We start from the raw sequence: 26,347 nt of genomic DNA, 5'->3' as shown, positions 1-26,347 counted from the left end.
GCAGCCTTTTAAATAACAAAAGAGCCTTACCGAAGTAAAGCTTTCATATCAAAATTATTTTATTGCAGCTTAAAACGCTACGTTCCACCTTGGCAATTTCCCGTTCTCATCAAGGAAATTCTGCAACGCCTGACCTTCTGCAAAAGTTGGGATTACTTTATTTTTTGCATTGAAAGTTTCATACCAAACGACTTCAAGCCTTTCGATATTTTCTTTCTTCATTTGTGCCGGCCAGGAATACTTCCTTCCGGTTTTGGCGAATTGGTGTCCTTCGACGATTTTGTCGTAAAGGCCGCCGTTTTTGCTTTTTAATGTTCCGTCATTCTGGATGGTTCCGGTTGAACCCACCATGATAAGTTCTTTTTCTTCCCCTTCAATGGCATATACCAAAAAGACACCACTACCCGATTCCGGTGCGTTGCAGACTTCTTCAAGGCTGTCATCAGGTGTGAATGTGAAGGTATTGGTAGTTTTGAATTTCTTTAGTTCTTTGTACATGAGATTTTAGATTTTAGATTGCAGATTTTAGATTTCAGGTTTATCGACCTTAATAAAAAACCGAAACTAATGTTTCGGTTTTTTATCGCAAAGCATATTAATTATTAATTGTTCATTGACAATTATCCAAGTACTTCTTTTACTTTCTTACCAATCTCTGCAGGAGAATCAACTACGTGAATGCCACATTCGCGCATGATGCGTTTTTTGGCTTCTGCAGTATCATCAGCACCACCAACGATTGCACCGGCGTAGCCGATTGTGCGGCCTTTTGGCGCAGTTTCTCCGGCGATAAAACCGACGACAGGTTTTCTGTTGCCGTCCATCTGAATCCATCTTGCGGCGTCTGCTTCTAATTGCCCGCCGATTTCACCGATCATTACGATACAAGCGGTTTCAGGGTCATTCATTAACAATTCAACAGCTTCTTTTGTTGTTGTTCCGATGATTGGGTTGCCGCCGATTCCGATAGCGGTTGTGATGCCGAGACCTTGTTTTACAACCTGATCAGCGGCTTCATAAGTCAACGTTCCTGATTTTGAAACGATCCCGACAGTTCCTTTTTTGAAAACGAATCCCGGCATGATACCTACTTTCGCTTCTCCGGGCGTAATTACACCAGGACAGTTCGGCCCGATCAATCGGCAATTTTTTCCTTTGATATAGTCATAAGCCTTAATCATATCAGCAACCGGAATTCCTTCTGTGATAGTGATGATAACTTTGATTCCGGCATCAGCAGCTTCCATAATCGCGTCGGCAGCAAATGCAGGCGGAACGAAGATAATCGTGGTATCAGCACCGGCTTTGTCCACCGCGTCTTTTACCGTATTGAAAACCGGACGCTCCAGGTGCGTTGTTCCTCCTTTACCCGGAGTTACGCCACCAACGACATTCGTACCGTATTCAATCATCTGTGAAGCGTGGAAAGTGCCTTCACTGCCCGTAAAACCCTGGACAATTATCTTAGAATCCTTGTTAACTAAAACACTCATGATATATCTTTTAAGTTTGTTTTTTAAAATTGTGATGCAAAAATAAGGTTTTATGGAGAATATCTGAAGTCTTTTTTGGGATTTTTTGGAAACGACTGTACCTTCGGATATTTGAACTCGCTTCGCTTTGGAAACGGCTGCGCCTTTGGATTTTTAGACTTCTTAGATTTTGAAAAAAATGGAGGCTCCTTATTGTCGGTTAAGTCAAAAAATCCAAAAACGAAGCGGTCTGTAGCCGAAGGCGTATCTATTTAATTTCCCTGATGTTTTCAGGTTTGTAAGGGTATTGATAAATATGAAAAGTCGCGTCAGCCTTCGGATTTCGCTGTTTCCATTTTTTGATGACGCCTAGGTAAATGCGCTCTTCGGGATAAACGATGATGTTCATTTCTTTTAAAGACCAGAAATTGGCGTTGAGTACTTTGTAATCTTCTCCACAGAAGTTTTTCTTGTTTGAAAAATACGGTTTATAATCTTTCACGTATCCGTCATCTTTAACGCAAATCTCAAGCTGCTTCAGGCTTCCCGAATATAAATTGAACGAAAGGAAATTGTCGTACAATCCGAAATTACACAGGATCGGTAAAATCCCGATAAATATAAACGGAATGAAATTCGCGCCTTTCATCAATCCGTAAAAAGAAACACGCGCTTCCGACTGGTTGAAAATCAATATGTAAATCAGGATTATCATCACAACATTCCACGGCCAGACGATGATGTTGTAATTGAGGCCGGTTGGGGAAATCATCGCCAGAATGAAAATGTGCATGCCAATTAAAAGCAATGCAAAGAATTTTTTTCTTTTGAAGAATAAAATTCCGAGAGCGCCGACGACTTCAATAATTCCGAGTGACAATCCGGCGAAATGCACCCATTTCTGCGCAATTACGCTTTCTTCAACACCGAAAAAGCGGCGTAAAATCATGCTTTCCCAAACATCATACAGAAAACTGCCATTGAGTTTGTGTAATCCACTGTTGAAGTAGATGATCACGATTAAAAACGTAAAATAATTGAGGAATTGCTTCGGGTTATCGCGGTAGAAAAAAGCAAATAAAACCGTAATCATGTATTGCAATTCCCACGGCTGCCAGCGGTTTTGGTCGAGCATGCAGGAACAAAATTCTATCGCAATGGCAAGAAACAATGCAAACCTGCCTTTTGGAAAAAGAAAAATAAGGAAAATGCCCGAAAGTGCTGCGTAGAAAAGTGCAAGATGTGTTTCGGCTGTAAAACCTTCCAGAAAATCAAAAGGCGGAATTAACGGAAAAAGCCGGTCAGAAACCCATAATTTATAACTCATCAATTTGGTTAAAATCCAAACCAGGCAAGTAATTCTGATGATCAGGCCGATGCGGTTTCTTCGTAAAACTTCAAACATAAAAACGGTGGTATAGTATGCCTGAAATTTAAATTAAGAAAGTTGGCTGATCTGGTAACCGCGGAATAACTTATCGTCTTTGATTTCCCAAATCACGAAAAAGTGAGCCAGAAGCATTTCCTCACGCGGATTTTCAATGGTTTTGACGTAATGAGAATAACGCACCGCAACGGTATCGCCTTCTTTGATCATGTGGCTTATCCTTGCTTTTGAACGGATGTAGGCCCGGCTTAATTCGGCAGTCAATGCCAGGATATCTGCACGTTTCATCTGGATAAAACCCTTGCTGCTGTTCCAGTCGACAACCACATCGGGATGCAGATAAGTATCCATAACCGCGCTGTCAATAAGCGCATCTGATTTGTAAAAGTCCTGAAGCAGTTTTTTAGCAAGCATATTATTTTAATTTTTGGAGAATTTCCGGTATTTTCTTGATGTTGGCCATTTGTTTGAGTGTCTCGCGCGATTCCTGAATTGGTGTGCCGAAATAGGTTTTGCCGCCCTCAACAGATTTGGTGACGCCGGTTTGGCCTAAAATTACAGCTTTTGAACCAATCGTGATACCACTTGTCGTGCCGACTTGTCCCCAAAGTGTGACTTCATCTTCGATGACAACACAGCCTGCAATTCCGGTTTGTGATGCGATAAGGCATTTTTTACCGATTACGGTATCGTGTCCGACATGCACCTGGTTATCGATTTTCGTCCCTGCTCCTATCGTAGTATCCCCGGTAACGCCTTTATCGATTGTGCAAAGCGCGCCAATTCCGACATTGTCTTCGATCACAACACGGCCGCCTGAAATCAATTGGTCGAAACCTTCGGGGCGTTTTTTGTAATAGAATGCATCCGCACCCAAAATCGTTCCGGAATGAATCATGCAATTATCGCCGATAACCGTGTAATCGTAAATCGTCACATTCGCGTGAATGAGGCAATTTTTTCCTATTACAACATGATTTCCAACGAAAGTATTTGGTTGAATGATTGTGCCTTCACCTATTTTTGCAGATTCAGCAATCGATGCATTCGACGACTGAAATGGCTTGAAATGATTTGTCAGTTTATTAAAATCCCTGAATGGGTCGTCAGAAATCAACAACGCTTTTCCGGCGGGACAATCTACTTCTTTATTAATCAAAATCACCGTCGCAGCGGAATTTAACGCCTTGTCATAATATTTCGGATGGTCGACAAACACAATATCTCCGGGCGTCACCACGTGAATTTCGTTCATGCCGTGCACTTCAAAATCAGCATCGCCGACGTATTCAGCGTTGATGAGACTGGCGATTGCGGAGAGGGATTGTATTTCTGGAAACTTCATATTAATTAGCGAATGGGCGAATTAGCGAATTTATTTACTCTTTCACACGCTCCATATATTGTCCTGAAGCCGTATCAATCTTGATTTTATCGCCTTCGTTGATGAAAAGCGGTACGTTTACAGTAGCCCCGGTTTCAACAGTAGCCGGTTTTGTTGCGTTTGTTGATGTATTTCCTTTCACTCCCGGTTCAGAATAAATCACTTCCAAAATTACAGAAGCGGGCATATCAACAGAAAGCGGTGCTTCAGTTTCAGCATTGATGATTACTTTTACAGTCGTTCCTTTCTTTCAACAAATCCGGTGCATCCAAAATCGCTTTGTTGAGTTGGATTTGCTCGTAAGATTCCGTGTGCATGAAATTGAACAAATCACCTTCAGCATACAAAAACTGGTATTCATGCGTTTCAACACGAACCTCATCGATTTTGTGTCCGGCAGAAAAAGTGTTGTCCAGCACTTTTCCGTTTGTCAAACTTTTCAGTTTTGTACGTACGAAAGCCGGGCCTTTTCCAGGTTTTACGTGAAGGAATTCGATGATTTTGTAAATATCGTGGTTAAACTTGATGCATAATCCGTTTCTAATATCTGATGTAGATGCCATTATTTTTATTTTAAATGTTGAATGTTAAATTTTAAATTGTGCCGACTAATACTAATAATTTCCTGTGTAACCTTTCATTACACCTCTTGAGGAATTACGAATAAAGTCAAGGATTTCATCTCTTTCAGTCGTAGCCTCCATTTCCGCTTCAATAATGCTTACAGCTTGGGAAGTGTTGTAATTCTTCTGGTATAAAATCCTGTAAATTTCCTGGATTTCGCGAATCTTATCTGTCGAAAATCCTCTTCTCCTCAATCCGACAGAATTAATCCCGACGTAGGAAAGGGGTTCTTTAGCGGCTTTTGTGTAAGGCGGAACGTCTTTTCTAACCAGCGAACCACCTGAAATCATCGCATGGTCACCAATATGAATAAATTGGTGAACTGCAGCCAAGCCGCCAATGATGGCGTGATTTCCTACGATTACGTGTCCTGCCAGTGCAACACCATTTACGATAATTGCGTTGTCACCGATGTGGCAATCGTGTGCGATATGCGCAGTTGCCATTACAAGGCAATTGTTGCCCAAAACAGTTTGCCCAGAAGCAATCGTACCGCGGTTGATTGTTACGCATTCGCGGATGGTACAATTATCACCGATGATTGCGAGTGATTCTTCACCTCCAAATTTCAAATCCTGCGGAACGGCAGAAATGACAGCACCCGGAAAAATATTGCAATTCTTCCCGATTCCTGGCACCTTCCATGATGGTTACGTTGGAACCAATCCACGTGCCGTCGCCAATCACAACATTATTATGAATGGTTGTAAACGGCTCGATGACGACGTTTTTGGCGATTTTTGCGCCGGATGAACATATGCTAATGGTTGATTCATCTGTGTTTTATATTTTTTGGTTTAAAAACCGGATTATTGTTTTTGGCGATTTGCGCCATTAATTCTGCTTCAGCGACTAATTTTCCGTTCGCATAAGCATTGGCTTGCATGTGGCAGATGCCGCGGCGAATTGGCGTAATCAAATCGCATTTGAAAACCAAAGTATCGCCCGGAAGCACTTTATGCTTGAATTTCACATTGTCGATTTTCATGAAAAAAGTCAGGTAATTATCCGGATCCGGAACAGTGCTTAAAACGAGAATTCCGCCGCATTGCGCCATCGCTTCTACAATCAGAACGCCCGGCATTACAGGCGCGCCAGGAAAATGCCCTACGAAAAACGGCTCGTTCATCGTCACATTTTTCACACCGACAACGTGCACATCAGACAATTCAAAAATTTTGTCTACCAACAAAAATGGTGGCCTGTGTGGCAACATCGACATGATTTTATTGACGTCCATCAATGGCTCCTGGTTCAAATCATAAACCGGAACCTGGTTTCTTTGCTCGATTTTGATGATTTTCGCCATCTTTTTCGCGAATTGGGTATTGACGGAAATGTTCATGGTTTATTCGCGATAACCTTTCCTTTGATTTTTGTTCCGATTAGTGCTAAATCACCAATAACATCAAGCAATTTGTGTCTTGCAGCTTCATTCGGATAATGTAAAGTCAGGTTGTCAAGAATACCATTTGGCTTCACGGAAATTTTCTCTTTCCCAAAAGCGACTTTCAGGCTTTCCATTGTGGATTCTGAGATTTCTTTATCTACATAAACGATGGCATTGTTCAAATCGCCGCCTTTGATAAGACCGTTTTCGAGCAATGATTCCAATTCGTGCAAAAAGCTGAAGGTTCTGGATTCAGAAATTTCACTTTTGAAATCGGCGATGCTTTTCATCGTAGCATTCTGTGTTCCGAGTACTTTCGTACCGAAATCAACCATTGCGGTTACCTGATAATCGTCGCTTGGCATCACAAGGATTTCGCTTCCTGTGGCTTCATCAGTAAATGAAATTACTTCTTTTACGACATAATATTTCCTTTCTGCTTCCTGCTCTTCGATGCCCGCTTTTTCGATAGCTTCAACAAAAAATTTCGAAGAACCGTCCATGATTGGCGGCTCAGAAGCGTTCAGTTCAATGATTACATTGTCTACATCACAACCAACGAAAGCTGCCAAAACATGTTCTGAAGTCTGGATTTTGACACCCAATTTCTCAAGATTCGTTCCTCTTTGTGTGTTTACCACATAATTGGCATCAGCTTCAATGACCGGGCTGCCTTCTAAATCAACTCTTACAAAGGTAAATCCGTTGTTTATGGGTGCCGGTTTGAAAGTCATTTTCACCTCTTTTCCGGTGTGAAGTCCGACTCCTGTTAATGAAATTTCGTTTTTGATGGTCTTTTGTTTAACCATGTTAAGTCCGTTTTGTTATTGTTTGTTTATCTTTTTCTTCAATTCTTCAAGCTCTGCAACGATTTTCGGCAGGTTTTTGAAATGTACGTATGATTTCGTAAAATCACTATAATTAAATGCAGGGCTTCCCTGGATTATTTCGTCGTCCTTGATGTTCTTCCCGATTCCTGCCTGCGCCTGAATCCGAACATTATTCCCGATTGACAAATGCCCGGCGATACCAACTTGTCCGCCAATCATGCAATTCCTGCCGATTTTGGTCGAACCTGCAACACCGGTTTGTGCGGCAATGACAGTATTTTCACCAATTTCAACATTGTGCGCAATCTGAATCTGGTTGTCGAGTTTCACGCCTTTTCGGATAATCGTAGAACCCATCGTTGCACGGTCAATCGTCGTTGCGGCGCCAATATCTACATTATCCTCCAGAATTACATTGCCTATTTGCGGGATTTTGGTGTAGGTGCCGTCTTCATTCGGTGCAAAACCAAAACCATCCGCGCCAATGATGGCACCGGAATGTATGCTGCAATTGTTCCCGATTTTTGACTCGGAATAAATCTTGGCTCCGGCAAAAATAATTACATTATTCCCAATTTCAACATTATCACCAACAAAAGAATTAGGATATATCTTGACATTGTTGCCAATTGTTACGTTTTTGCCAATATAACTGAAACTTCCAAGATATAAATTGTCGCCGTAAGTGACGTTTTCTGAAATAACAGATGGCTGTTCGATGCCACTTTTGTTATGCTTGACTTCGTTGTAAAACTCAAGGATTTTCGAAAATGCGCCGTAAGCATCTTCAACTTTGATTAAAGTCGTGCTCAATGGCGATTCAGCGACAAAAGTAGTATTGACAATGGTAACAGATGCTTTTGTAGAGTAAATGAAATTCTGGTATTTCGGGTTTGACAGGAAAGTCAGCGAACCGTCAGTTCCTTCTTCGATTTTTGACAAGCGGGAAACTTCGGCAAGCGGATTTCCGATAACTTCGCCTTCTAAAATGCCCGCTATTTGCTCTGCTGTGAATTTCATTTATCAGATTTATTTCGCCCCGAAATTGGTATTTGCAACGGTTGATTTGTTACAAAATACAACTTTAAAAATTTCGTCGCCACAAAAGTATAAAAAATAGGTTTTAAATGTTAATTTTTAGCAAGTACTTTTGGAAAACAAATGTAATATTTCGTGACGGCTTTTGTTAGCGCTTTCAGGTTCAATTGGTCGGATGCAGTTACCACATCTTCAGTGGTTTTATCTTTTTTGAGAATCGTGATGGGTTCGGCTTCTTTGTTGTAGCCTGGCTTTTGATTTTTCCGCGGAAAACGAAATATTGCGCTTCTGCGGCAGAAATACTTTCGGAAGCGGCGAATTCGTTGATTTTCGCATCGACATCTTCTTTAGTGAACTTTTCTTCACTGACTTTAATTTTCAGCAAATCGCGGTTGATGATCATTTTGCTGAGTGAACTTAATACATAATCTTCATGGTCTTGCCAGGCTTTAAGCGCACTGATGATGTCGGAATCGTCGAGCTGCGAAAACAAATCCAGCGTTTCATCGTTAAAATCTTCCATTTCAATTTTATTGTGGAGAAAATAAGACAGCGGTTTGCTGGCGCTAAGCTCAATTCCCTTTTGGGTTAACTCTTTTGCTCTTTTTAAAGTTTTCGTAAGGATCAATTCTGCAGCCAGACTGGTTTTGTGAAGATAGGCCTGCCAATACATCAGCCTGCGCGCCATGAGGAATTTCTCAACGGAATAAATGCCTTTTTCTTCAATGACCAAAGTTTCATCCTTAACACTCATCATTTGGATTAAGCGGTCAGAATTGATATTTCCTTCGGCTACGCCAGTGTAAAAACTGTCGCGTTTGAGATAATCCATGCGATCCATGTCGAGTTGGCTGGAAATGAGTTGCAGCATGAATTTCCGGTGGTATTTTTCTTTGAAAATTTCAATTGCCAGCGTCAGTTCTCCGTTGAATTCTGCATTAAGCTTGTTCATGAACAGCAACGAAATCGATTCGTGGCTTACATCTTCGACGATGCTGTGCTCCATCGCATGCGAAAACGGCCCGTGTTCCGATGTCGTGTAATAAAATAGCGACGTATAAAGCTTTTTCTTCTTCTTTAGAAATTTCGGTGCCTTTGTAACGGATGACTTCAATCGCTTTCTGCATGATGTGCATACGCCCCATCGCGTGGTGGAAACGCGTGTGGTGCGCGCCCGGATAAACCAGATATGACAATCCCATTTGTGAAATCCGGCGCAAACGCTGGAAATATGGGTGCTGGATCAAATCATAAATTATAGTGTCAGGAATGGTGATAAAACCGTAAATCGGGTCGTTGAAGATTTTAAGCTTGTTGAATTGGCTCACTTTGGTGCGGAATTTTGATTGGCAAAGATAGCGAATATACGTAAAACCCCAGTTTTATCAAAGTTTTGGGGATTTTAAGATTGGGATTTAATTTGGGTTGCTTAATTTTATAAAATGAAAAAAATCTGTGCCAAAATGCTGCTTATACTTATTTCGTTAATGTTCGCTTCATGCGCTGAAAAACCGGAATCTTTATCCGTAATTTTTGATTTTCCTAATAATTTAAAGGAAGTTTCGTCTGCTGAAATTTCAGAAAAATCAGGATTGATTTGGGTTTGCGAAGACAGCGGCAATCAACCTGAAATTTACGGACTCAATACGAAAGGAGAAATCATCAATACTGTTCACATAAATGGCGTTGAAAATAACGACTGGGAAGATCTGACTTCGGATAACGACGGTAATATCTACATCGGCGATTTCGGAAACAATGCCAACGAGCGCCAAAACCTTGCGATTTATAAAATCAATGCAGCAGATTTAGTCAAACCCGAAACACAAATCGCCGAAAAAATCGAGTTTTATTATCCCGAACAGCAAGATTTTCCGCCCAAAAAATCACAACGCATTTTCGACTGCGAAGCGTTCTTTTTCACAATGACAATTTTTATCTTTTCACCAAAAACCGCAGTTCCAAATTTGACGGAACGACACAATTATATAAAGTCGCCAACAAAACCGGACGTAATGCAGCGCAATTAATCGGTAGTTTTAAAACTTGTGACGAATTCAGGAAATGTGCCATTACAGGTGCTGATATCAGTCCGGATGGAAAGAAAATAGTTTTGTTAAGCTGCGGCAAAGTCTGGCTTTTTGAAAATTTCTCAGGTGATGATTTTTTCTCGGGAAAAGTAAAAGAAATCGACCTGAAGCATTATTCCCAAAAAGAAGGCATTGGTTTTTTAAATAATTCCGAAGTTTATATTTCGGATGAAAAGGATAAGAAAACCGGCGGAAAACTTTATCAATTAGATTTGAAAAAGTAGGCAGATTTCAGACAACAGTTGGCAGAACGCAGATAGCAGAAAAACGGTTCTTTAAAACTGCAGTCTGAAATCTGCTATCTGCAAACTGCTATCTCCTAAAACCCGAATCCAAGCCCGAACGTCACCCTTCCTCCTTCTTCAGAATTAAAATAATTAATTTTCGCAGTAACCACATTCATTCCATTGAGCCATAATCCGCCGCCGTAAGAAGTATGCCATTTGTCGGAATTTTCACCCGGAATCCAGACGCGTCCGTAATCATATCCAACCAAAAAGCCATATTTAAGCGGCACGATGAAATTCCTGATTTTCCCGATTTCATAGCGCAAATCAGTTGTCTGCGCAAATCCGCGTTTGCCTGAAAAACGCTCTTTCCTGAATCCGCGAATATCAAAATCGCCACCGACAGTCACCATTTGGTAAAATTCGTATTCATTGCTGAAAAGGAATTTTGCTTTCGCCTGTGTGCCAAAAACCGAATTTTCCGTTCGAAGTAATTTTATGGCTCAAACCAATCAATCCTTCGATGTGCGGAACCGTGCGTTTGGTATCTTTGGTGTTACTCTGCACGCCAGCTTCGAGGTAAAATTTCATGCCCAAAGTTGGCAATGAAGTGTTGTCATAATTTTCAAAACCATATTTAAGATTGGCACCAGCAAAATTTTTCGTATCATAAACAGACGGATCAACAACACCGACAGAACCGATATACCTGTCAGTCGATTGATCCACTTCCATCGAAGTGAAAGTTGCCTGCGCAGAAAAATAAGTTCCGGCGTCGCTGTCCCAACGCATTGATGGCGCTACTTTCATTATTTGTATTCTCACACGGTTATAATCCATACCTAGAGCGTCGTCGTAATTTTTGGTTTCGTTGCCGTATCCGAAGAAATTAAAACTGAAAACCGGACTTGTATACTGCGCTTCCAACAATACTTTCCAATTGCGCAGGATGTTCGGAAAAGTGCCCTTGTATAATATTTCCGTGCCTTTTGTCGCAAAATAATAATTCACTTTGAGGTTGTGCTTTTGCGAAAACGGATTGCGCTTGAAACTGTTTACGGTGTAATTGATGTTCGCGCCCGCTTTAATTCCGTCATCAGGGTTGAATCCGATATTCGGAAGTCCGGCAATGGCGTTGTATTTTGGTTTTTTATAATCATAATTGTTGATGTTATAATCATCGGTAAGCAAAACGCTTGTTTTTGAATCGGCTTTGATGTCGTTTTTCTTTGTTTTGTAATCGTAAATATTGACTTTCCGGCCGTTTTCAATCACGTAACCGTCATTTTCCAATCCACCTAAAAGACGTAATCTTATTGGTCGTGATCCTTTTCCTTTAACTTCAAAAATATCGTCATTGTCGAGTCCGTAAATCCAGATTTCACGGGTTTCATTTCTATTATAGGTTCGATTGCTGACCGGAACCTCCTTGTCATCTTTTATCCTGAAAACTTTGACTTCGGTTTTTCCGCCGGGCATTCTGGTGATGCTGAATTTGTCTTTTTTGTCTGTTCCGACAATGACAACAGTTTTCTGAAGCACTTCGTAATATCTTGCGGCATACTCTTTGAGGTGTTTTTTGCGTGACTTTAAATTGTTCATGATTTTGATGGAAGTCTCGTCCTGAACTTCTTTCGGCAAATCGAGAAATGCATTTTCAACAATTGCATCGGTGAGTTTTTTCTGGATGAAATCGGCTTGTTCTTCCCATACTTTTTTGTCAGAAGCCGTAATAAATGCAAGGTCTAACGGATACGCTTCCATATTAAACCACTTTACGTTGCCCATTTCTTTTTTGTAAGTGTGCATGTGGCGCAGCGCCGGGTTTTTCATGACCAGATACAACAACGCACCGTCATATTTCGGAAAAGCCTGGTCGCGGTCACGCGGAATCGGGCGGTAAATCACATTGCCGTTTTCGGTATATTCGCCCCATTTCCACTGGTCGTGGTGACGGCTCCAATCGCCGATTAACATGTCGAAAATCCGCGCGCGGATGTATTCTTTTTCATCGACTTTATATTTTTGGTCTTTGGCGATATTGGCCAGGACATCTTCAGTCGAAACAATTTTTTCAGGTTTCCCGAAGCTTTTGAGGTTTTCAAATCCATCGGCAGGACGTTCTTCAATCATATACAACCCGTCACCAAATTCTTCGTTGTACAATCCCAGCGCATTTTGTTTTGGCACATAAAAAAGTTTCGGATTGGTATGTTTTAATCCAATTGCATCAGCCATTTTTGAAACTACAAATGGAGTATATGGATGTGAAGATGTGTAAAAATCAAGTAGGAAACTTTCTGCATAAGTATTCTTAAAATCTTCTTCAATCGACTGGTTTTTGAATGCTACGGTTTGCAGGAAACGCACCGCGCTTTTTTTCAATGCGCGCATTACATACGGTTTTTTGTTTTTGTCTGTAAGCCTGAGCGACAATGATTGGTGGCCGCCGCCTTCGATTTCAGGTTTGAGGCCGCCGTACAAAGTATCGAGGCTGACTGCTTTTACTTTAATTGATTTTGCGTAATATTTCCGGTAATGTTTTCCCCAGAAGAAATTATGGAAAACATTTCTCCGTGTCAAAGTCGAATCATAAACCGATGCCGAATATTCATTTTTAAATGTTGAAGGATAAGTTTTCGGGACAAATACTTCTTTCGGAAACGTAATCTGGTGGCGGTATAACATCGTTTCCTTATTTCTCTCCAAACCGTAATAAGTAACAACAGATTCGCCTTTTTCATACACCTGCAAAACCGCGTAACCATTGCCTCCATAAGAAAAGTCTTTTGAATGCACTGCCCTGGCCGCTTCCGATTTCGAGCCTGCGCCGCTGATGATCTGGTTGATGGTTTCATTTTCGATGTATTGCAAGTTGTGCTCGTGCCCGGAAACGACAATGATATTTTTTTCGTCTTTGATTAAAGCGGAAATGCGTTTGACAAGTGCGCCATATCGTTTGTCCTGCGCATCCTGCGGATCCAGCCCGGAGGTTCTCCTGAAAACATTAAGCAAAGTTCCGAGTACCGGCAAGGGCAAATCCGACTGAAACGGAAAAATCTGCTTGTACATGGAATATTGCCCGCCGTGAACGCCATTGCTGATAATCGGGTGATGAATCGCAATTATCGTCGTTTTGTTCTGGTTTTTGTTGATTAAATCTGCCAGTTCGTCAAAGAAATCTTCGCGTGTTTTGATGTCGCAATCGTCGTTGATATTCGGAATATCATCCCAATTTTCAAGATACCATTGCGAATCAATCACAATCATCGAAATCTTATCATTCACTTTAAGTTCTTCAATCGCACAGCCGTTTTTGGGCATGAATGATTTTTTTTCAGAGAATTTATCGTTGACATATTTTTCCTCGCGCTTCAATCCCTGCGCACTTTCGCTGTACCAATCGTGGTTGCCCGGAATAAAAATCGTTTTTCCTTTAAAATCCTTTGCCAAGGCAAACTGGTTGTTCATTTTTTGTTCTGCGAGTAGGCGTTCGGGCTTGTCTTTTGCGGGCATTCCGGCCGGATAAATATTGTCGCCCAAGAACAATAAGGTGCTTTCCTTTTTCGCTTTACTCAACCTTGCCTGCATGAATTTGAGTTTTTCTACGGCGTCTTCCTTATCTGCATTTCCGGCATCGCCAATCAGGTAAAAAGTATGCAGCAAAGGCGATTTTTGCAAAGTGTCGGCATTCGTAATCGTTTCGCGGCCGTATTGCGTGTGATAAGTCGCACATGAATCCAGAAATAAAACTGGGAGTAAAAGCAATAAAACCGCAATTAACGGGCGATTGGATTTATTTAAACGAAATAATTTCATAAATTGGTACAATAAAATTTTCCTCATGGCAATTAATCAAAAAGCGGAAGAATTCGTCTACACGCTATTCAAAGATAAACTTTCTGCGTCATATACTTACCATAATTTCAACCATACTTTGCGCGTTGTTGAGGCGGTGAAGGAAATCGCTTCCGCGGAAAAAATCAATCCTGAAAATACCGAATCGCTAATCCTCGCGGCTTGGTTTCATGATACGGGTTATGTTAACGGCTGCGAAAAACACGAAGAAAAAAGCGTTGCCATTTTTCAGGAATTTGCGAAAACAGAATCCATTTCGGCTGAAATTGCCGCAGTTACAGTAGATTTAATTCGTGTAACAGATATTCATGCAACACCAAAAACAGAACTTGAAAATATCATCCGCGACGCCGACAGTTCGCATTTCGCCGATAAGAATTACTTAAGCATCAGTGAAACTTTGCGCGAGGAATGGGCAGTTCTTTCCAACCGGACTTACACCGACCTTGAATGGGCAAAAGGCAACCTGAAAATGCTGCTGCAATACCACCATTATTTTTCTGATTTCGCTAAAAACGAATGGCAGAAAAAGAAAGAAAAGAACATCACGCGCCTTCAGGAAAAAATCGAAATTCTCGAAAAAGAGGCTGAAAAAGAAGCCAAAAAAGCCGCCAAGAAAAACAAAGACAACAAGCCTGAAAAACCGGAACGCGGTGTTGAAACGATGTTCAAAGTCACGCTCAACAACCACACGCAACTGAGCCAGATTGCTGATAGCAAAGCCAATATCCTGCTTTCCGTAAACGCGATTATCATTTCGATTGCACTTTCGACATTGATTCCGAAATTGGATAGTCCGGGGAATGCTCATTTGGTTATGCCGACATTCATCATGCTGATGTTCAGCGTTGTATGTATCATTTTTGCGATATTGTCAACAAGGCCAAAAGTGACGAGCGGAGCCTTTACACGCAAAGAAGTCGGCGAAAAGCAAATCAATTTATTGTTCTTTGGGAATTTCTACAAAATGCCGCTCGACGAATACCAATGGGCAATGAATGAAATGATGAAAGACAAGGATTATCTGTACAATTCGATGATAAAAGACCTTTATTTCCTCGGATTGGTACTGCACCGAAAATACAAATTACTGCGGATTACCTATAACATTTTCATGGTCGGAATCATCATTTCGGTGATTGCTTTTGTAATTGCGTTTAAGACGAATGTTTGAAATCGGACACGCCTTCGACTTTTGGATTTTAGACTCGCTGCGCTTTTAGACTCCTTAGACTGCGAAAAAAATTGTGCACACAATCCTGGTTCCAGGCAAAGCTTAAGAAGTCTAACTGTCTAAGAGCTCTGCGAGTCTAAAAATCTAAGAATTGATTGTTTCCAGTAATTCATTATAACTATAAAGTCGGTTTTCGGTTTGACCATAAAGCACTTCAACGCGAATGGCTTTTAATCCCGAAACGCCTTGCAAATCTTCAATTTCAAAGAATTCTACATTGTCAGAAATCACTTTTTGGTATTGCAAAAATTTGATATAACGTTTGTATTCAAGCTCTTCAGCCTGCTGTGTATAAACAATGGTGATTTTATTCTGCTGCGTAATCCTTTCCTGTGAATTTTTGATAAAAGCCTTGTCGATGCGTTTTTTAACGACTTCATAACGCGCATTGTAAGAACCGTCAACATCAAAACGCTTTTCGTCCATCCTGAAACGGATGGTAATCGGATGATGGAATGCAAGGATCAGCGACGCCACTTCCATCGGATAAGGCAATTCAGGCTGTAATTTGTGATAATGTTTCTCCATTTCACACATTACTTGAAGTTGCCACAAACGTAAGTTATACAGATAAAGCATGTCGAAGTTGGCCTCATTCGTGATAGAATTTCCAATGTACAAATTGTGCTCAACGCCATCCGTTTTGAAACGCTCGTAATAATGCGGATAATAAGCCTGTGCCTCTACTTGTTTCTCATCGAGAATCTTCGCCATTTTCTTATTGATGATGGCAACGGTCGAATCGAATTTTTTACGGGCGTCGTAAATCATTTCGGTATTCGGATCGAGCTTTTCAAAATAGGCGCTGATTTGTTTATTGAGATTTTCGTCGTCAAAACGATTCGATTTTAAAACCGGATGCAGGTCATTCCGAAGATAATTCTGAATCAGTTGTTCCGCATCGGCCTTGATCTGGTCATTAAGCAATCGCAGCAAATCGCGTAACTCAAATATCTTCTGCTCAAATAGCGGTAATTTTTGCAGGTTGTAAATCGATTCGAAAATTGAAATCAACAGGTTTACTTGAAACTTTATGTCTTCCTGAGTCGTTTTATTCCGCATTACAGACGATCCTTTGATGTCAATCTGCCCGTACAGCGGATATACATTCTGGAATACAATTTCATGCAATGAAAATCCGGCGGTATCATGAAGATGCTGCGACGCTTCATCGCGGAATTTCCAGTAAACACTCGGATGAATCGTCGTGTATTCTTTCTGGATCAACGCATCAATCTGGTTTTGGATATCGATATAATATCGGTCGATTGTATCTGTAATGTAAGGCAAAACGATGTCAAGTTTGTGCGAATTGACGCTGTTAAGCAATCGTCGTGTAGCCGAAACGACTTCAATAATCCCAAGCAATTTCTCATTTTTTACCACAGGCGCAAAAATCGCACTGCGGATTTTCTGACGCGCCAATTGCTGCAGAAGCAGATTTTCCGGCTCATCGTGAAGTTGCTCTTTCACATCGGAAATGACGAAATATTTTTGTTCGTTGATCAGTTCGTCGAAAGGCTCATCGCAGCAAAAACTACCACAATCCAATTCGGTTTTGCCGTTCAATATGTGGCTTTGTATCGTAATATCGAAAGGCGAAGTCGACAAAGTGTTGTTCTGCGCGTCAAAAGACGTATAACCAATCCTGATATCAGGCAAATTAAAAATCGACTGGAAAATACTCAGGAAACTTTGCTGCAAAGAATTATCATCTTTCTTATCAGGCTTTGCAAGCAGATTGGTTTTGAGATTTGAAATCGCATTTTCGGTCGTTGAATCGAAAAGACTCATGATTCCGAAGCCCTTTAAAATCCAGCTTTCAGGTGGAAATTTCTCTTTCCAGATGTCAAAATTCTCGAAATTATCCATTAGTAATTTTACGTCGTCATCAGTAATTTCAATGGCTTTTTCCGTTGGGAAAATTTCCATAAAATCGGCATTGTACATGATGCGGTAATGCTTGACGATGCCTTCCTTACTCGGAATATCATAAAAAAACGGCTTGCTGAAATCGAAATGCTGTCCGTAATACGCATTCATAATCATGCAACAACTGATGATGTAGGAACGTTGCCCGTCAAAATCGCGAATCGTCATATCAAAATCTGGTCCGGCATTATTTAAGATGTCTTGAAAACGCTCAGAATAATTGAAAGTGATGTTGTGGAATGGAATGGTGACGGCCTTGATTTCATTCTTTGTAAGCGCTGTTGGAAATAAATCTGAGAGTAAATTCCGGATCAGTTGCTGATGCTCTTTAATGATTTCCGGGTTTTTGATTCCGGTGCGCAGTTCAGGTACTTTAGCAATTTCGGCAAGCAAACCTTTTGCATAATTCGCCCTATAATCAACGTCAGACATGGCGATATCCTCCAACGTTTCAATCACTTTGTGAAAAGAAATCTGGACTTCAAACGGGTTGTCGTGAAATTGTTCGAAAATCATGCCGCAAAGATACGAAATATCAGCATCGGCAAAACCAAATTTTACAAATATGACTTTGAATTCTATAAGAAAAATCTATAGCTTTTTGGTGAAATTTGTTAGTAAACCAAAATGCAAAAATCATGAAAGCTATCTGGAAAGGCAATATCAGTTTCGGGCTTGTGAACATTCCAATTCGCTTGTACAGCGGAACTTCCGTACATCGTGTTGAATTGGATATGATTCGTAAAAAAGACCATTGCGCCATCCAGTATGTCCGTGTTTGCAAGAAAGACGGCAAAGAAGTTCCGTGGGATGATATTGCGAAAGGTTACAAAAAGAAGATGGCGATTACGTCGTTCTCGACGAAGCTGATTTTGCTAAAGCAATGCCTGAAAAAACGCAGACGATTGACATTTTTGAATTTGTGATGGAGAAGGATATTCCGTCGCAATATCTTGAAAAACCATACATCGTTGAACCGGCGAAAGAAGCGCGAAAAACCTACAGTTTATTACGGGAAGCTTTGAAGAAATCCGGCAAATGCGGATTGGCGAAATTTGTTTTGAGAAGCACCGAACACCTGGGAATCCTGAAAGTTCAGGAAAATGCCATTTTGCTGATACAAATCAGGTTTGACCAGGACTTTGCGCGACCCGGACGAGGCTAATATTCCTGATAATATCAAAATTGAAAAGAAAGAACTCGATATGGCACTTTCGATTATCGACCAGTTGACCGGCGAATTTGAGCCTGAAAAATACAAAGACACCTACAAAGACGAATTACTCAAGATCATCACTAAAAAATCGAAGGAAAAGCCCGGCGCGAAAAAGACCAAAGAAGTTGAAGAGAAACCTAAACCTAAAAAAGGCGCTTCTGACGATTTGCTGGAACAATTGAAAGCTAGTTTGGAAGCGATAAAAAATTAAATTACAAACAACAAATCCCAAATTACAAATAAAAACCAAAGTCCAAATTTCAATTGTGCTTCGTGTTTCAAATTTGAAAATTATGATTTGAAATTTGAAAATTCAAAAAATCATGGCCGTCGAAAAATACAACCAAAAACGCGACTTCAAAAAAACGCGCGAACCTAAAGGAATTGCAAAAAAATCTTCCGGAAAATTGCGATTTGTCGTACAAAAACATGCCGCTTCGCACCTACACTACGATTTTCGCCTTGAAATTGACGGAGTATTGGTAAGTTGGGCAGTTCCGAAAGGCCGTCTGAAAACCCGTCAGACAAACGCCTCGCGATGCACGTTGAAGATCATCCGATAGATTATATTGATTTTGAAGGCACGATTCCGAAAGGTGAATATGGCGGCGGAACTGTGATGGTTTGGGACAACGGCACATATCGCCCTGAAGAACCTGAAACGATTGCGAAAGACAATGCCATGATGAAAAAAATGCACAAAGACGGCAACATCAAAATTGTACTTCAAGGTAAAAAACTCAAAGGCGCATATCATTTGGTTGAAATGAAGGGCAAAGAAAATCATTGGTTATTGATGAAAGCGAAAGATGAATTTTCAGGTTCAGATAAAACTTTTGACCAGAAATCAGTTTTAAGCGGATTAGATTTAGACGAAATTGCCAAAACCGATGAAGTTTGGCATTCAAATAAAACCGAAAAAAAATCCAAAACTTCCAGGGCTGAAAAGTCAACTACTGCCGAAACGCAGGAAGAAGGATTTTCTGCAGAAGATGTTGCAGATGCCAAAAAATTAAAAACTTTTCCTGACAATTGGCGGCCGCAACTTGCAACATTAACTGACGAAGCTTTTGATAACGACGACTGGATTTTTGAAAATAAATATGATGGTTATCGTGCGCTTGTTCAAATCAAAGACGGAAAAGCGAATCTAATTTCCAGAAACGGAATTTCATTCAATAAAAAATACAAAGCATTGGTTGCTACTTTCGACAATATTTTTCACGACATGATTCTTGACGGTGAAATTGTGGTTGAAGATAAATCCGGGAAAAGCCATTTTCAATGGTTGCAAAATTTTGAAGACAATCCCGACATCGGAAAGTTGAAATTTTATGCTTTTGATATTTTGTATTTCAAAGGTTTCGATTTGCGCGGACTCGAACTGCTCCAACGCAAAAAAATCCTGAAAGCCATTTTACCAAAATCGGATAATCTTATTTTCTCGGCACATACTGTCGGCAAAGGCATCGAAACTTTCAAAGCGATTGAAAAGCTTGGAGGCGAAGGTATAATCGCAAAAAAATCAAATTCCAAATATGCCGAAAATAAACGTACAAAAGACTGGCTCAAAATCAAAACTGAACAGCAACAGGAAATGGTCATTGGCGGTTATACCGATCCGCAAGGCGGTAGAAAAGGCATCGGTGCATTAATTTGTGGATATTATGAAAATGGTGAATTATTATACTCGGGAAAAGTTGGCAGCGGATTTGATGATGAAAGCCTTTCCGAAATGAAGAAAAAGCTTGAAAAACTTGAAATCGATAAAAGTCCGTTTAAGGAAAATCCACGCGAACGCGGCGTGCATTGGGTAAAACCGCAACTGGTCGCGCAAATTAAATTTTCAGAATGGACGGAAACCAACAGCATGCGGCATCCGGTTTTTCTGGGTTTGCGGGAAGATAAAAAAGCGGGTGAAGTCAAAAAAGAAAAAGCAAGTCAAGTGGAAATTCCAAAAAGCAAAACCCAAAAGTCAGATAAATCACAAAATTCAAAATCTGAAAATTCCAAAGTTGAAATCACGCATCCCGATAAAATATATTTTCCAAAGGAAAAAATAACCAAAGGCGATGTGATTGCTTATTACGACTCGGTTTCTGAATATATTTTGCCTTATCTGAAAGACCGGCCACAATCGCTTCGCAGAACGCCGAATGGCATTGACCATGATGGATTCTTTCAAAAAAATGTCGAAGGAATGGTGCCGCCGTGGATTAAAACCCGCAAGATAAAATCGAAATCTGCCGAGGACAGCATTACTTATTTATTGTGCCAGGATAAGGATACGCTGCTTTTTCTGGCGAATTGGGGTTGCATCGAACTCAATCCGTGGAGCAGCCGCGTTGGTACCTTAAACAATCCGGATTATATTATTTTTGATTTGAACCCGAATGGCGCCGACATTAAAAAAATCGTCAAAACCGCATTAAAGCTGAAGGAAATCCTTGATATGCTTAAAGTTCCTGCTTATATCAAAACTTCGGGAGGAAAAGGCATTCACGTGTTCATTCCGGTTTTGCCGAAATATACTTACGACCAGACGCGCGAATTTTCGCATCTCGTCAGCCAGATGGTTTTGAAGCAACTTCCCGACATTGTTAGCCTTGAAAGAATGCCCGACAAACGAAAAAACAAGGTTTATCTTGATTTTTTGCAGAATGGAAAGGGCAAAACGATGGCGAGTATTTACTCACTTCGGCCGCGTGAAGGTGCCGGTGTGAGCACGCCGCTGGAATGGACAGAAATTAATGACAAACTGGATTTAAAGAAATTCAATATCAAAACCATTCCGAAAAGACTTGAAGAAAAAGGTGATCTGTGGGCAGATTTTTTTGAGGATGCGATAGATCTGAAGTCGATTTTGGCAACTTTAGGTAACTGAAGTTTGACACGAAGCCGCACAAATTGCATAATTGCAAATTATCAGTCCAAAAAATCTTATCTAAAACGTTACAACAAATTTTAACAATTTTTACGGCTTTGCCGTAGCCAGAATAATTGATTTTTTTTGTAGGGATGCATTCTCCCCTTCCCTGAAGGTAAGATATGATTTTTTTCAACACGTTGTATTGCGGGAAAGCCGTAAAAATTGTTAAAATTCTCGGGAAGATTGATTTACATAATATTCAGAAGATTGCTTATAAATTCGTGCGAATCTGTGTAATTCGTCGCTGATATTTTTTTAAATTTCGGAAATATAAATCTATTGCTTTGTACGACCATATCAACAAGAACATCAGCCGTTACGTTACCTTTTATCCCGAAGAACTCGAAATTTTCGATTCATTGACAGCATTCGAAAAAGTACCTAAAAAAACCATCATGCTGCACGAAGGAGAAACCTGTAACTTCGAAGCGTATGTTGTTAAAGGCTGCCTTCGCAAATATTACATCGATGCCAATGGTTTTGAAGTCATTTTGCAATTTGCCATCGAAGATTCCTGGATTGGCGATATTTCCTTTAGTATTTATGAAACCAAACCGAGCAAAGTATTCATAGAAACACTTGAAGATTGTGAACTGCTCGTCTTCTCACCTGAAAAAAAAGAAGAATTATATACAAAAGTTCCCAAAACAGAACGCGTTTTCAGAATCCTGATGATGCGCAATCTGGCAGTAACACAGGAGCGTTTGTTTAATACCATTTCCAAGACTGCTACTGAAAAATATCTGGAATTCATTGCGCAATATCCTACGATTCCGCAACGTGTAGCGCAACATTATATTGCATCTTATCTGGGAATTTCACCGGAATTTGTGAGTAAAATCAGGACGCGGTTGGCGAAAGGTTGACGCGTCACTTCGAGTGATTTCAGGAAAAATGCGACCGCTTTTTTCTGAAATTGTATCGAGAAGGTTCTGAATTCAAAAACGTTCTCGATACTTCGTAAAGATTAGCTGTCGCAAATCTCTACTCAACTCGAACTGACGATAATTTTCTTGTCCCAGTTCAATGCACACCAGAAATTACTGACCGAAATTTGTACCATAATAATCACACAAAATATTATGGACACAACAGCAACAAAAACCATTTTACACAAAGCAGGCACCAGAGGCCATGCCAATCACGGCTGGCTTGATTCGTATCATACTTTTTCATTCGCTTCCTATTATAATCCGGAGCGTCATAATTTTGGCGTTTTGCGCGTATTGAATGATGACCGTGTAGATCCCGGAATGGGTTTTGGCACGCACCGCCATGACAATATGGAAATCATTTCGATTCCGCTCGAAGGCGATTTAGAGCACAAAGACAGCATGGGCAATACTACAGTCATTCGCAAAGGCGACATTCAGGCGATGAGCGCCGGTACAGGGATTTTCCATAGCGAGTACAACAAAAACAGCGACAAACTGACGAAGTTTTTACAGATTTGGGTAATTCCGAAGCAGCAAAATGTAACGCCAAGATACGACCAGGTGACGCTTAATGAGAATGACCGCCACAATAAATTGCAACAGGTACTTTCGCCAAATGCAGAGGATGAAGGCGTGTGGATCCATCAGGATGCATGGTTTCATCTGGGTACTTTCGACAAGGATTTCACTACGGATTATCAAATCAAAAAAGAAGGCAACGGTATTTATGCATTCATCCTGAAAGGCGATTTTACGATTGGTGGTGTTACTTTAAATGAAAGAGACGGATTGGGAATGACCAATACGGATTCAATTACAATCACAGCCAATTCGGAAGGAGCAGAAATTCTTCTGATGGAAGTGCCAATGTAAAGGGTACAGGATTTTGGGCACAAGGTGCAAGGTCGTACCTTTAACTACGAAATTGTTTAACCCTAAACCCGGAACCAAGAAACCTGAACCAAGAAATAATAACTTAACATTCAAAATAAATCAATTATGTCAACAACAAAATGGTCAGTAGACCCAACACACTCAGAAATCGGATTTAAAGTTAAACACATGATGTTTACCAATGTTTCAGGAAGCTTTCAGAATTTTGAAGCAACCGTAATGACCGAAGATGAAAATTTCGAAAACGCCGATGTAACCTTTTCAGGCGATGTAAGTTCCGTTAATACCGGAAATGCCGACCGCGATAAGCATCTGCAAAGCCCGGATTTCTTCGATGCGGAGCAATTTCCGAAAATCACCTTTCAATCAACATCATTCAAAAAAGAAAGCGATGATGAATATATTTTGATTGGCGATTTAAGCCTTCACGGGGTTTCAAAACCTGTAACACTCAATGTCGAATTTGGCGGAACTGCCAAAGATCCCTGGGGAAATTTAAAAGCCGGAATGTCAATCACAGGAAAAATCAATCGTAAAGACTGGGGACTTTCCTGGAACGCAGGCCTTGAAGCAGGCGGCGTTTTAGTTGGAGAAGAAGTAAAATTCAATATCGAATTACAGTTCGTAAAACAATAATGATTAGTGATTTGTTGGTTAATCCCGGCGGCAGTTTTTCTGTTGCCGGGATTTTTTATTTACGCCTTCGCGGATTTTAAAATACGCTTTGATTGAACCATAAGTGCGATTTGTACAGCAATAAAAGCGTAATAACCCCATTTTATTTGGGTGAAAGTTTCAAATGATTGTTCAAAAAATACAACATCAAAGTAAGCCACCAAAATGATTATACTGTTGACAAACGAAAGCCTGTAAACCAGCTTTATATTTTTTGTAAAAGTGAAAATTGCAATAATTCCCGACAAAAGCGCGCTGATAAGGAAAGCGAAGCAAGCCAGAATCGTAATATTATCAGTTGCTTTATTATTGCTGATCTCCTTGCCGAATTCTCCTAAACCTTCATTCACCATAGCAATCGGAAATTGCGCCATCTCCAATCCTGTCAATGCATTTTCGCCAACAAAAAAATCAGCAACCTTCTCTGAAAAGGTCTTTTCAGGTTGTGGCGTTTCAACAACCGGGGATTTTGTAAATACTTTCCCGTTACAACTGTCATAAAACGGCGCCATCAACAATAAAAATCCTAGTACGCCCAAAAATCTCAAAGACACATTTGCTTTCATAAAAATCCTGTTAAAAGTTAGTTAAGAGCAGGATTTCAAAGTATGTGCCAAAAAATTATTTTGAAGTTTTTCCGAGAATTGCTTTACCGTTAAAAATTACAACTGAGATGATAATAATCAGGTAAGAAATCAGCTGCAGCGCGTCAATCGCTTCGTGAAAATAAAATACCGCAAGGAAAAAATTGATGAGCGGATTGATGTACATTAAAATCCCTACAGCCGATGAATTCATGCCTTTGAGCGCATATAAATTCAGGAACAGCGGGATGATTGTAAAAATGACAACAATCAGCGTCAGCATCGTATAAAACAATGTTTCTGTCGGTATTTCGCCGCTATATTTCGGAAAAAACGGAATGACCACAACAGACGCAATAAGCATTTGCACAGTCAAAACTACAAAACGGTCAAACTGATTATTTTTGCGTTGCGTAATCAGGTAAAATGCGAATGAGAGTGCGATTACCAGGCTGTAAATCAGGTCGCGGATACTTCCAAAAGATAACAGTACACAACTGATTAAACTCAGTCCCACAGCGAACCATTGCCATTTCCCTAATTTTTCTTTCAGGATGAAATAAGCAAGGATGGTCGTTAAAATAGGACAAATTAAATAGGCGAATGAAGCCGATTTCAAACTCACGTGATTGACCGCATACACAAACAAAAACCAATTGACTATCAGCAAGAAACCGCCGGTAATGGTCAGCAGGAAAGTTTTCCGGCGCGCAGCCTTGTCCATACTTTTAATGACTTGTAAATCATTTCGCAGCACTTTCTTCCTGAAAATCAGGTTGATTCCCAACAACAAAATCGTCGCATAAAAAATCCGGTAAAAGATAATGTCAAGCGAAGGATAATTGTGCAAAGGCTTTAAGGCCAGGCTAAAAAATCCCCAAATCACAAATGCGGAAAAGGCAGAGAGATAATATTTATTGAGGCGCATCAGAACAATTTTCAGCAAATGTAAGCAAAGTCTGAGGTTGCAGGAAATACGTGCTTTTAAATTGCGTACATCTACTTCTTTTCGTTGTAAATCTACCTGCAATTTTATTCGCGTAATATTACCTTTTACATAAGTAGAATTACCCAATTTTCAAAATCACGTATTTTTGCGCTGTTTTAAAATCGCAATATGCTATAATATTGTCATGTTCATTTGAGCGTTGCAACAAAAAACTGGACGGCGGAGTAAACTGAAAATCCGAACAAAGAGTAAGTACCAACCAATAAATTATAGAAATTATGGCTATTCAAAGAGTAGGGAAATTTAAATTAAACCAACAAGGCGGTTATGTTTGCCGCACAGAATTCGTTTATATGAACGACGAAGGTCAGAACGTGCAATCTTCGCAAACCGGAGATGAATTGCTCGGGCAAAGTTATACTACAAACCCGGGCGATCTTGGCGTTCCCGCCGGATCAACCTTGTGGATGAAAATCTGGGTAATGTGGGGCACCGACAACCAGGCTTCACAGGCATTCGTTTACGATCCGTCTTCAAGCCTGACAGCAGAATACACTTGCTCAGGAACCACTTTAGGTAACAACCTGGCATTGAACGGGGTTTCTTAATGCTTGACCAACGCAATGCCCGAAAGCCGTATCATTTGATGCGGCTTTCTTTGTTGTATTGACATAACGATTTATACAATATTCATTATTT

22 protein-coding genes and 5 pseudogenes are annotated in these 26,347 nt (G+C 40.4%); 12 read left to right on the top strand and 15 right to left on the bottom strand.

Annotated features, from left to right (window positions below; all coding sequences use genetic code 11):
• Positions 1–69 precede the first annotated feature (69 nt).
• The 10 genes and pseudogenes from ACSLFW_RS12150 to ACSLFW_RS12105 all read right to left on the bottom strand — a co-directional run bounded on the left by ACSLFW_RS12150 (position 70) and on the right by ACSLFW_RS12105 (position 9,453).
• Entirely contained in the window at positions 70–498 is a 429-nt protein-coding gene (locus ACSLFW_RS12150; protein ID WP_436555964.1) for a hypothetical protein, read from the bottom strand.
• 122 nt (positions 499–620) lie between these two features.
• Positions 621–1,493, bottom strand: coding sequence for a succinate--CoA ligase subunit alpha (gene sucD, locus ACSLFW_RS12145; protein ID WP_436555963.1), 873 nt, complete (start codon positions 1,491–1,493; stop codon positions 621–623).
• A 247-nt stretch (positions 1,494–1,740) separates the two neighbouring features.
• Complete coding sequence (locus ACSLFW_RS12140; RefSeq protein ID WP_436555962.1) at positions 1,741–2,799, bottom strand: hypothetical protein; 1,059 nt, start codon at positions 2,797–2,799, stop codon at positions 1,741–1,743.
• A 111-nt stretch (positions 2,800–2,910) separates the two neighbouring features.
• Positions 2,911–3,273: a nuclear transport factor 2 family protein gene (locus tag ACSLFW_RS12135; RefSeq protein ID WP_436555961.1), complete on the bottom strand. Its 363-nt coding sequence runs from the start codon at positions 3,271–3,273 to the stop codon at positions 2,911–2,913.
• 1 nt (position 3,274) lies between these two features.
• Entirely contained in the window at positions 3,275–4,204 is a 930-nt protein-coding gene (locus ACSLFW_RS12130) for a UDP-3-O-(3-hydroxymyristoyl)glucosamine N-acyltransferase (RefSeq protein ID WP_436555960.1), read from the bottom strand.
• A gap of 34 nt (positions 4,205–4,238) precedes the next feature.
• A pseudogene (gene efp / locus ACSLFW_RS12125) lies at positions 4,239–4,806 on the bottom strand (elongation factor P).
• A gap of 51 nt (positions 4,807–4,857) precedes the next feature.
• Positions 4,858–5,643 (bottom strand): annotated as a pseudogene (lpxA, locus tag ACSLFW_RS12120) (acyl-ACP--UDP-N-acetylglucosamine O-acyltransferase).
• Positions 5,640–7,066: pseudogene (locus ACSLFW_RS12115) on the bottom strand (bifunctional UDP-3-O-[3-hydroxymyristoyl] N-acetylglucosamine deacetylase/3-hydroxyacyl-ACP dehydratase). The pseudogenes lpxA and ACSLFW_RS12115 overlap by 4 nt, the downstream one beginning before the upstream one ends.
• Before the next feature lie 15 nt (positions 7,067–7,081).
• On the bottom strand, positions 7,082–8,107 hold the full coding sequence (gene lpxD / locus ACSLFW_RS12110; protein ID WP_436555959.1) for a UDP-3-O-(3-hydroxymyristoyl)glucosamine N-acyltransferase: 1,026 nt from the start codon (positions 8,105–8,107) through the stop codon (positions 7,082–7,084).
• Between the two features lie 110 nt (positions 8,108–8,217).
• Positions 8,218–9,453: pseudogene (locus tag ACSLFW_RS12105) on the bottom strand (HD domain-containing protein).
• Between the two features lie 114 nt (positions 9,454–9,567).
• On the opposite strand from ACSLFW_RS12105, the gene ACSLFW_RS12100 reads away from it, so the two are divergent.
• Positions 9,568–10,155, top strand: a complete 588-nt coding sequence (locus ACSLFW_RS12100; protein ID WP_436555958.1) for a hypothetical protein — start codon at positions 9,568–9,570, stop codon at positions 10,153–10,155.
• An 83-nt stretch (positions 10,156–10,238) separates the two neighbouring features.
• Positions 10,239–10,439, top strand: coding sequence for a hypothetical protein (locus tag ACSLFW_RS12095; RefSeq protein WP_436555957.1), 201 nt, complete (start codon positions 10,239–10,241; stop codon positions 10,437–10,439).
• Positions 10,440–10,534: 95 nt separating this feature from the next.
• Here ACSLFW_RS12095 and ACSLFW_RS12090 read toward each other — a convergent pair whose 3' ends face one another.
• Both ACSLFW_RS12090 and ACSLFW_RS12085 read right to left on the bottom strand, forming a co-directional pair.
• Entirely contained in the window at positions 10,535–10,855 is a 321-nt protein-coding gene (locus ACSLFW_RS12090; protein ID WP_436555956.1) for a ShlB/FhaC/HecB family hemolysin secretion/activation protein, read from the bottom strand.
• A gap of 16 nt (positions 10,856–10,871) precedes the next feature.
• The gene (locus tag ACSLFW_RS12085) at positions 10,872–14,210 is read right to left on the bottom strand and encodes a metallophosphoesterase (protein ID WP_436555955.1); all 3,339 of its coding nucleotides are present in this window, start codon (positions 14,208–14,210) and stop codon (positions 10,872–10,874) included.
• 76 nt (positions 14,211–14,286) lie between these two features.
• On the opposite strand from ACSLFW_RS12085, the gene ACSLFW_RS12080 reads away from it, so the two are divergent.
• Positions 14,287–15,474, top strand: coding sequence for a Pycsar system effector family protein (locus ACSLFW_RS12080; RefSeq protein WP_436555954.1), 1,188 nt, complete (start codon positions 14,287–14,289; stop codon positions 15,472–15,474).
• A 144-nt stretch (positions 15,475–15,618) separates the two neighbouring features.
• On the opposite strand, the gene ACSLFW_RS12075 is transcribed toward ACSLFW_RS12080, so the two are convergent.
• The gene (locus ACSLFW_RS12075) at positions 15,619–17,982 is read right to left on the bottom strand and encodes a GAF domain-containing protein (RefSeq protein WP_436555953.1); all 2,364 of its coding nucleotides are present in this window, start codon (positions 17,980–17,982) and stop codon (positions 15,619–15,621) included.
• A gap of 122 nt (positions 17,983–18,104) precedes the next feature.
• Between ACSLFW_RS12075 and ACSLFW_RS12070 the strand changes: the two genes are divergently transcribed.
• The 8 genes and pseudogenes from ACSLFW_RS12070 to ACSLFW_RS12035 all read left to right on the top strand — a co-directional run bounded on the left by ACSLFW_RS12070 (position 18,105) and on the right by ACSLFW_RS12035 (position 24,076).
• Complete coding sequence (locus tag ACSLFW_RS12070) at positions 18,105–18,392, top strand: Ku protein (protein WP_436555952.1); 288 nt, start codon at positions 18,105–18,107, stop codon at positions 18,390–18,392.
• A complete protein-coding gene (locus tag ACSLFW_RS12065) occupies positions 18,350–18,631 on the top strand; it encodes a Ku protein (RefSeq protein ID WP_436555951.1) in 282 nt (93 codons plus the stop codon). Before ACSLFW_RS12070 ends, ACSLFW_RS12065 begins: the two co-directional genes overlap by 43 nt.
• Positions 18,597–18,893: a hypothetical protein gene (locus ACSLFW_RS12060; protein WP_436555950.1), complete on the top strand. Its 297-nt coding sequence runs from the start codon at positions 18,597–18,599 to the stop codon at positions 18,891–18,893. Before ACSLFW_RS12065 ends, ACSLFW_RS12060 begins: the two co-directional genes overlap by 35 nt.
• A gap of 112 nt (positions 18,894–19,005) precedes the next feature.
• Positions 19,006–19,385 (top strand): annotated as a pseudogene (locus tag ACSLFW_RS12055) (DNA polymerase ligase N-terminal domain-containing protein); the annotation flags it as partial.
• Positions 19,365–21,566, top strand: coding sequence for a DNA ligase D (ligD, locus tag ACSLFW_RS12050; RefSeq protein WP_436557443.1), 2,202 nt, complete (start codon positions 19,365–19,367; stop codon positions 21,564–21,566). The pseudogene ACSLFW_RS12055 and the gene ligD, both read left to right, overlap by 21 nt.
• Positions 21,567–21,895: 329 nt before the next feature.
• Complete coding sequence (locus ACSLFW_RS12045; protein ID WP_436555949.1) at positions 21,896–22,477, top strand: Crp/Fnr family transcriptional regulator; 582 nt, start codon at positions 21,896–21,898, stop codon at positions 22,475–22,477.
• Between the two features lie 216 nt (positions 22,478–22,693).
• Positions 22,694–23,419 carry a pirin family protein gene (locus ACSLFW_RS12040; protein WP_436555948.1) on the top strand — a complete coding sequence of 242 codons (726 nt, stop codon included), beginning with the start codon at positions 22,694–22,696 and terminating at the stop codon, positions 23,417–23,419.
• Between the two features lie 126 nt (positions 23,420–23,545).
• Complete coding sequence (locus ACSLFW_RS12035) at positions 23,546–24,076, top strand: YceI family protein (protein WP_436555947.1); 531 nt, start codon at positions 23,546–23,548, stop codon at positions 24,074–24,076.
• 59 nt (positions 24,077–24,135) lie between these two features.
• On the opposite strand, the gene ACSLFW_RS12030 is transcribed toward ACSLFW_RS12035, so the two are convergent.
• Positions 24,136–24,681, bottom strand: a complete 546-nt coding sequence (locus ACSLFW_RS12030) for a hypothetical protein (RefSeq protein ID WP_436555946.1) — start codon at positions 24,679–24,681, stop codon at positions 24,136–24,138.
• 55 nt (positions 24,682–24,736) lie between these two features.
• Entirely contained in the window at positions 24,737–25,774 is a 1,038-nt protein-coding gene (locus tag ACSLFW_RS12025; RefSeq protein ID WP_436555945.1) for an EamA family transporter, read from the bottom strand.
• A 152-nt stretch (positions 25,775–25,926) separates the two neighbouring features.
• Between ACSLFW_RS12025 and ACSLFW_RS12020 the strand changes: the two genes are divergently transcribed.
• A complete protein-coding gene (locus ACSLFW_RS12020; RefSeq protein ID WP_436555944.1) occupies positions 25,927–26,256 on the top strand; it encodes a hypothetical protein in 330 nt (109 codons plus the stop codon).
• Positions 26,257–26,347: the final 91 nt, after the last annotated feature.

The organism is Flavobacterium sp. 3HN19-14 (assembly GCF_051373205.1).
GTDB lineage: Bacteria > Bacteroidota > Bacteroidia > Flavobacteriales > Flavobacteriaceae > Flavobacterium.
The sequence above is the reverse complement of the archived record's forward strand: the minus strand, read 5'-3'. Positions and strand labels throughout refer to the sequence as shown.

Bases quoted from the DNA above. Each gene is read 5' to 3' on its own strand.
- ACSLFW_RS12100 (WP_436555958.1), top strand. From the start codon at position 9,568: ATGAAAAAAATCTGTGCCAAAATGCTGCTTATACTTATTTCGTTAATG.
- ACSLFW_RS12080 (WP_436555954.1), top strand. From the start codon at position 14,287: ATGGCAATTAATCAAAAAGCGGAAGAATTCGTCTACACGCTATTCAAA.
- ACSLFW_RS12150 (WP_436555964.1), bottom strand. From the start codon at position 498: ATGTACAAAGAACTAAAGAAATTCAAAACTACCAATACCTTCACATTC.
- ACSLFW_RS12140 (WP_436555962.1), bottom strand. From the start codon at position 2,799: ATGAGTTATAAATTATGGGTTTCTGACCGGCTTTTTCCGTTAATTCCG.
- ACSLFW_RS12135 (WP_436555961.1), bottom strand. From the start codon at position 3,273: ATGCTTGCTAAAAAACTGCTTCAGGACTTTTACAAATCAGATGCGCTT.
- ligD (WP_436557443.1), top strand. From the start codon at position 19,365: ATGATGAAAAAAATGCACAAAGACGGCAACATCAAAATTGTACTTCAA.
- ACSLFW_RS12075 (WP_436555953.1), bottom strand. From the start codon at position 17,982: ATGATTTTCGAACAATTTCACGACAACCCGTTTGAAGTCCAGATTTCT.
- lpxD (WP_436555959.1), bottom strand. From the start codon at position 8,107: ATGAAATTCACAGCAGAGCAAATAGCGGGCATTTTAGAAGGCGAAGTT.
- ACSLFW_RS12040 (WP_436555948.1), top strand. From the start codon at position 22,694: ATGGACACAACAGCAACAAAAACCATTTTACACAAAGCAGGCACCAGA.
- ACSLFW_RS12130 (WP_436555960.1), bottom strand. From the start codon at position 4,204: ATGAAGTTTCCAGAAATACAATCCCTCTCCGCAATCGCCAGTCTCATC.
- ACSLFW_RS12065 (WP_436555951.1), top strand. From the start codon at position 18,350: ATGCCTGAAAAAACGCAGACGATTGACATTTTTGAATTTGTGATGGAG.
- ACSLFW_RS12035 (WP_436555947.1), top strand. From the start codon at position 23,546: ATGTCAACAACAAAATGGTCAGTAGACCCAACACACTCAGAAATCGGA.
- ACSLFW_RS12090 (WP_436555956.1), bottom strand. From the start codon at position 10,855: ATGGTGACTGTCGGTGGCGATTTTGATATTCGCGGATTCAGGAAAGAG.
- ACSLFW_RS12070 (WP_436555952.1), top strand. From the start codon at position 18,105: ATGAAAGCTATCTGGAAAGGCAATATCAGTTTCGGGCTTGTGAACATT.
- sucD (WP_436555963.1), bottom strand. From the start codon at position 1,493: ATGAGTGTTTTAGTTAACAAGGATTCTAAGATAATTGTCCAGGGTTTT.
- ACSLFW_RS12020 (WP_436555944.1), top strand. From the start codon at position 25,927: ATGGCTATTCAAAGAGTAGGGAAATTTAAATTAAACCAACAAGGCGGT.
- ACSLFW_RS12030 (WP_436555946.1), bottom strand. From the start codon at position 24,681: ATGAAAGCAAATGTGTCTTTGAGATTTTTGGGCGTACTAGGATTTTTA.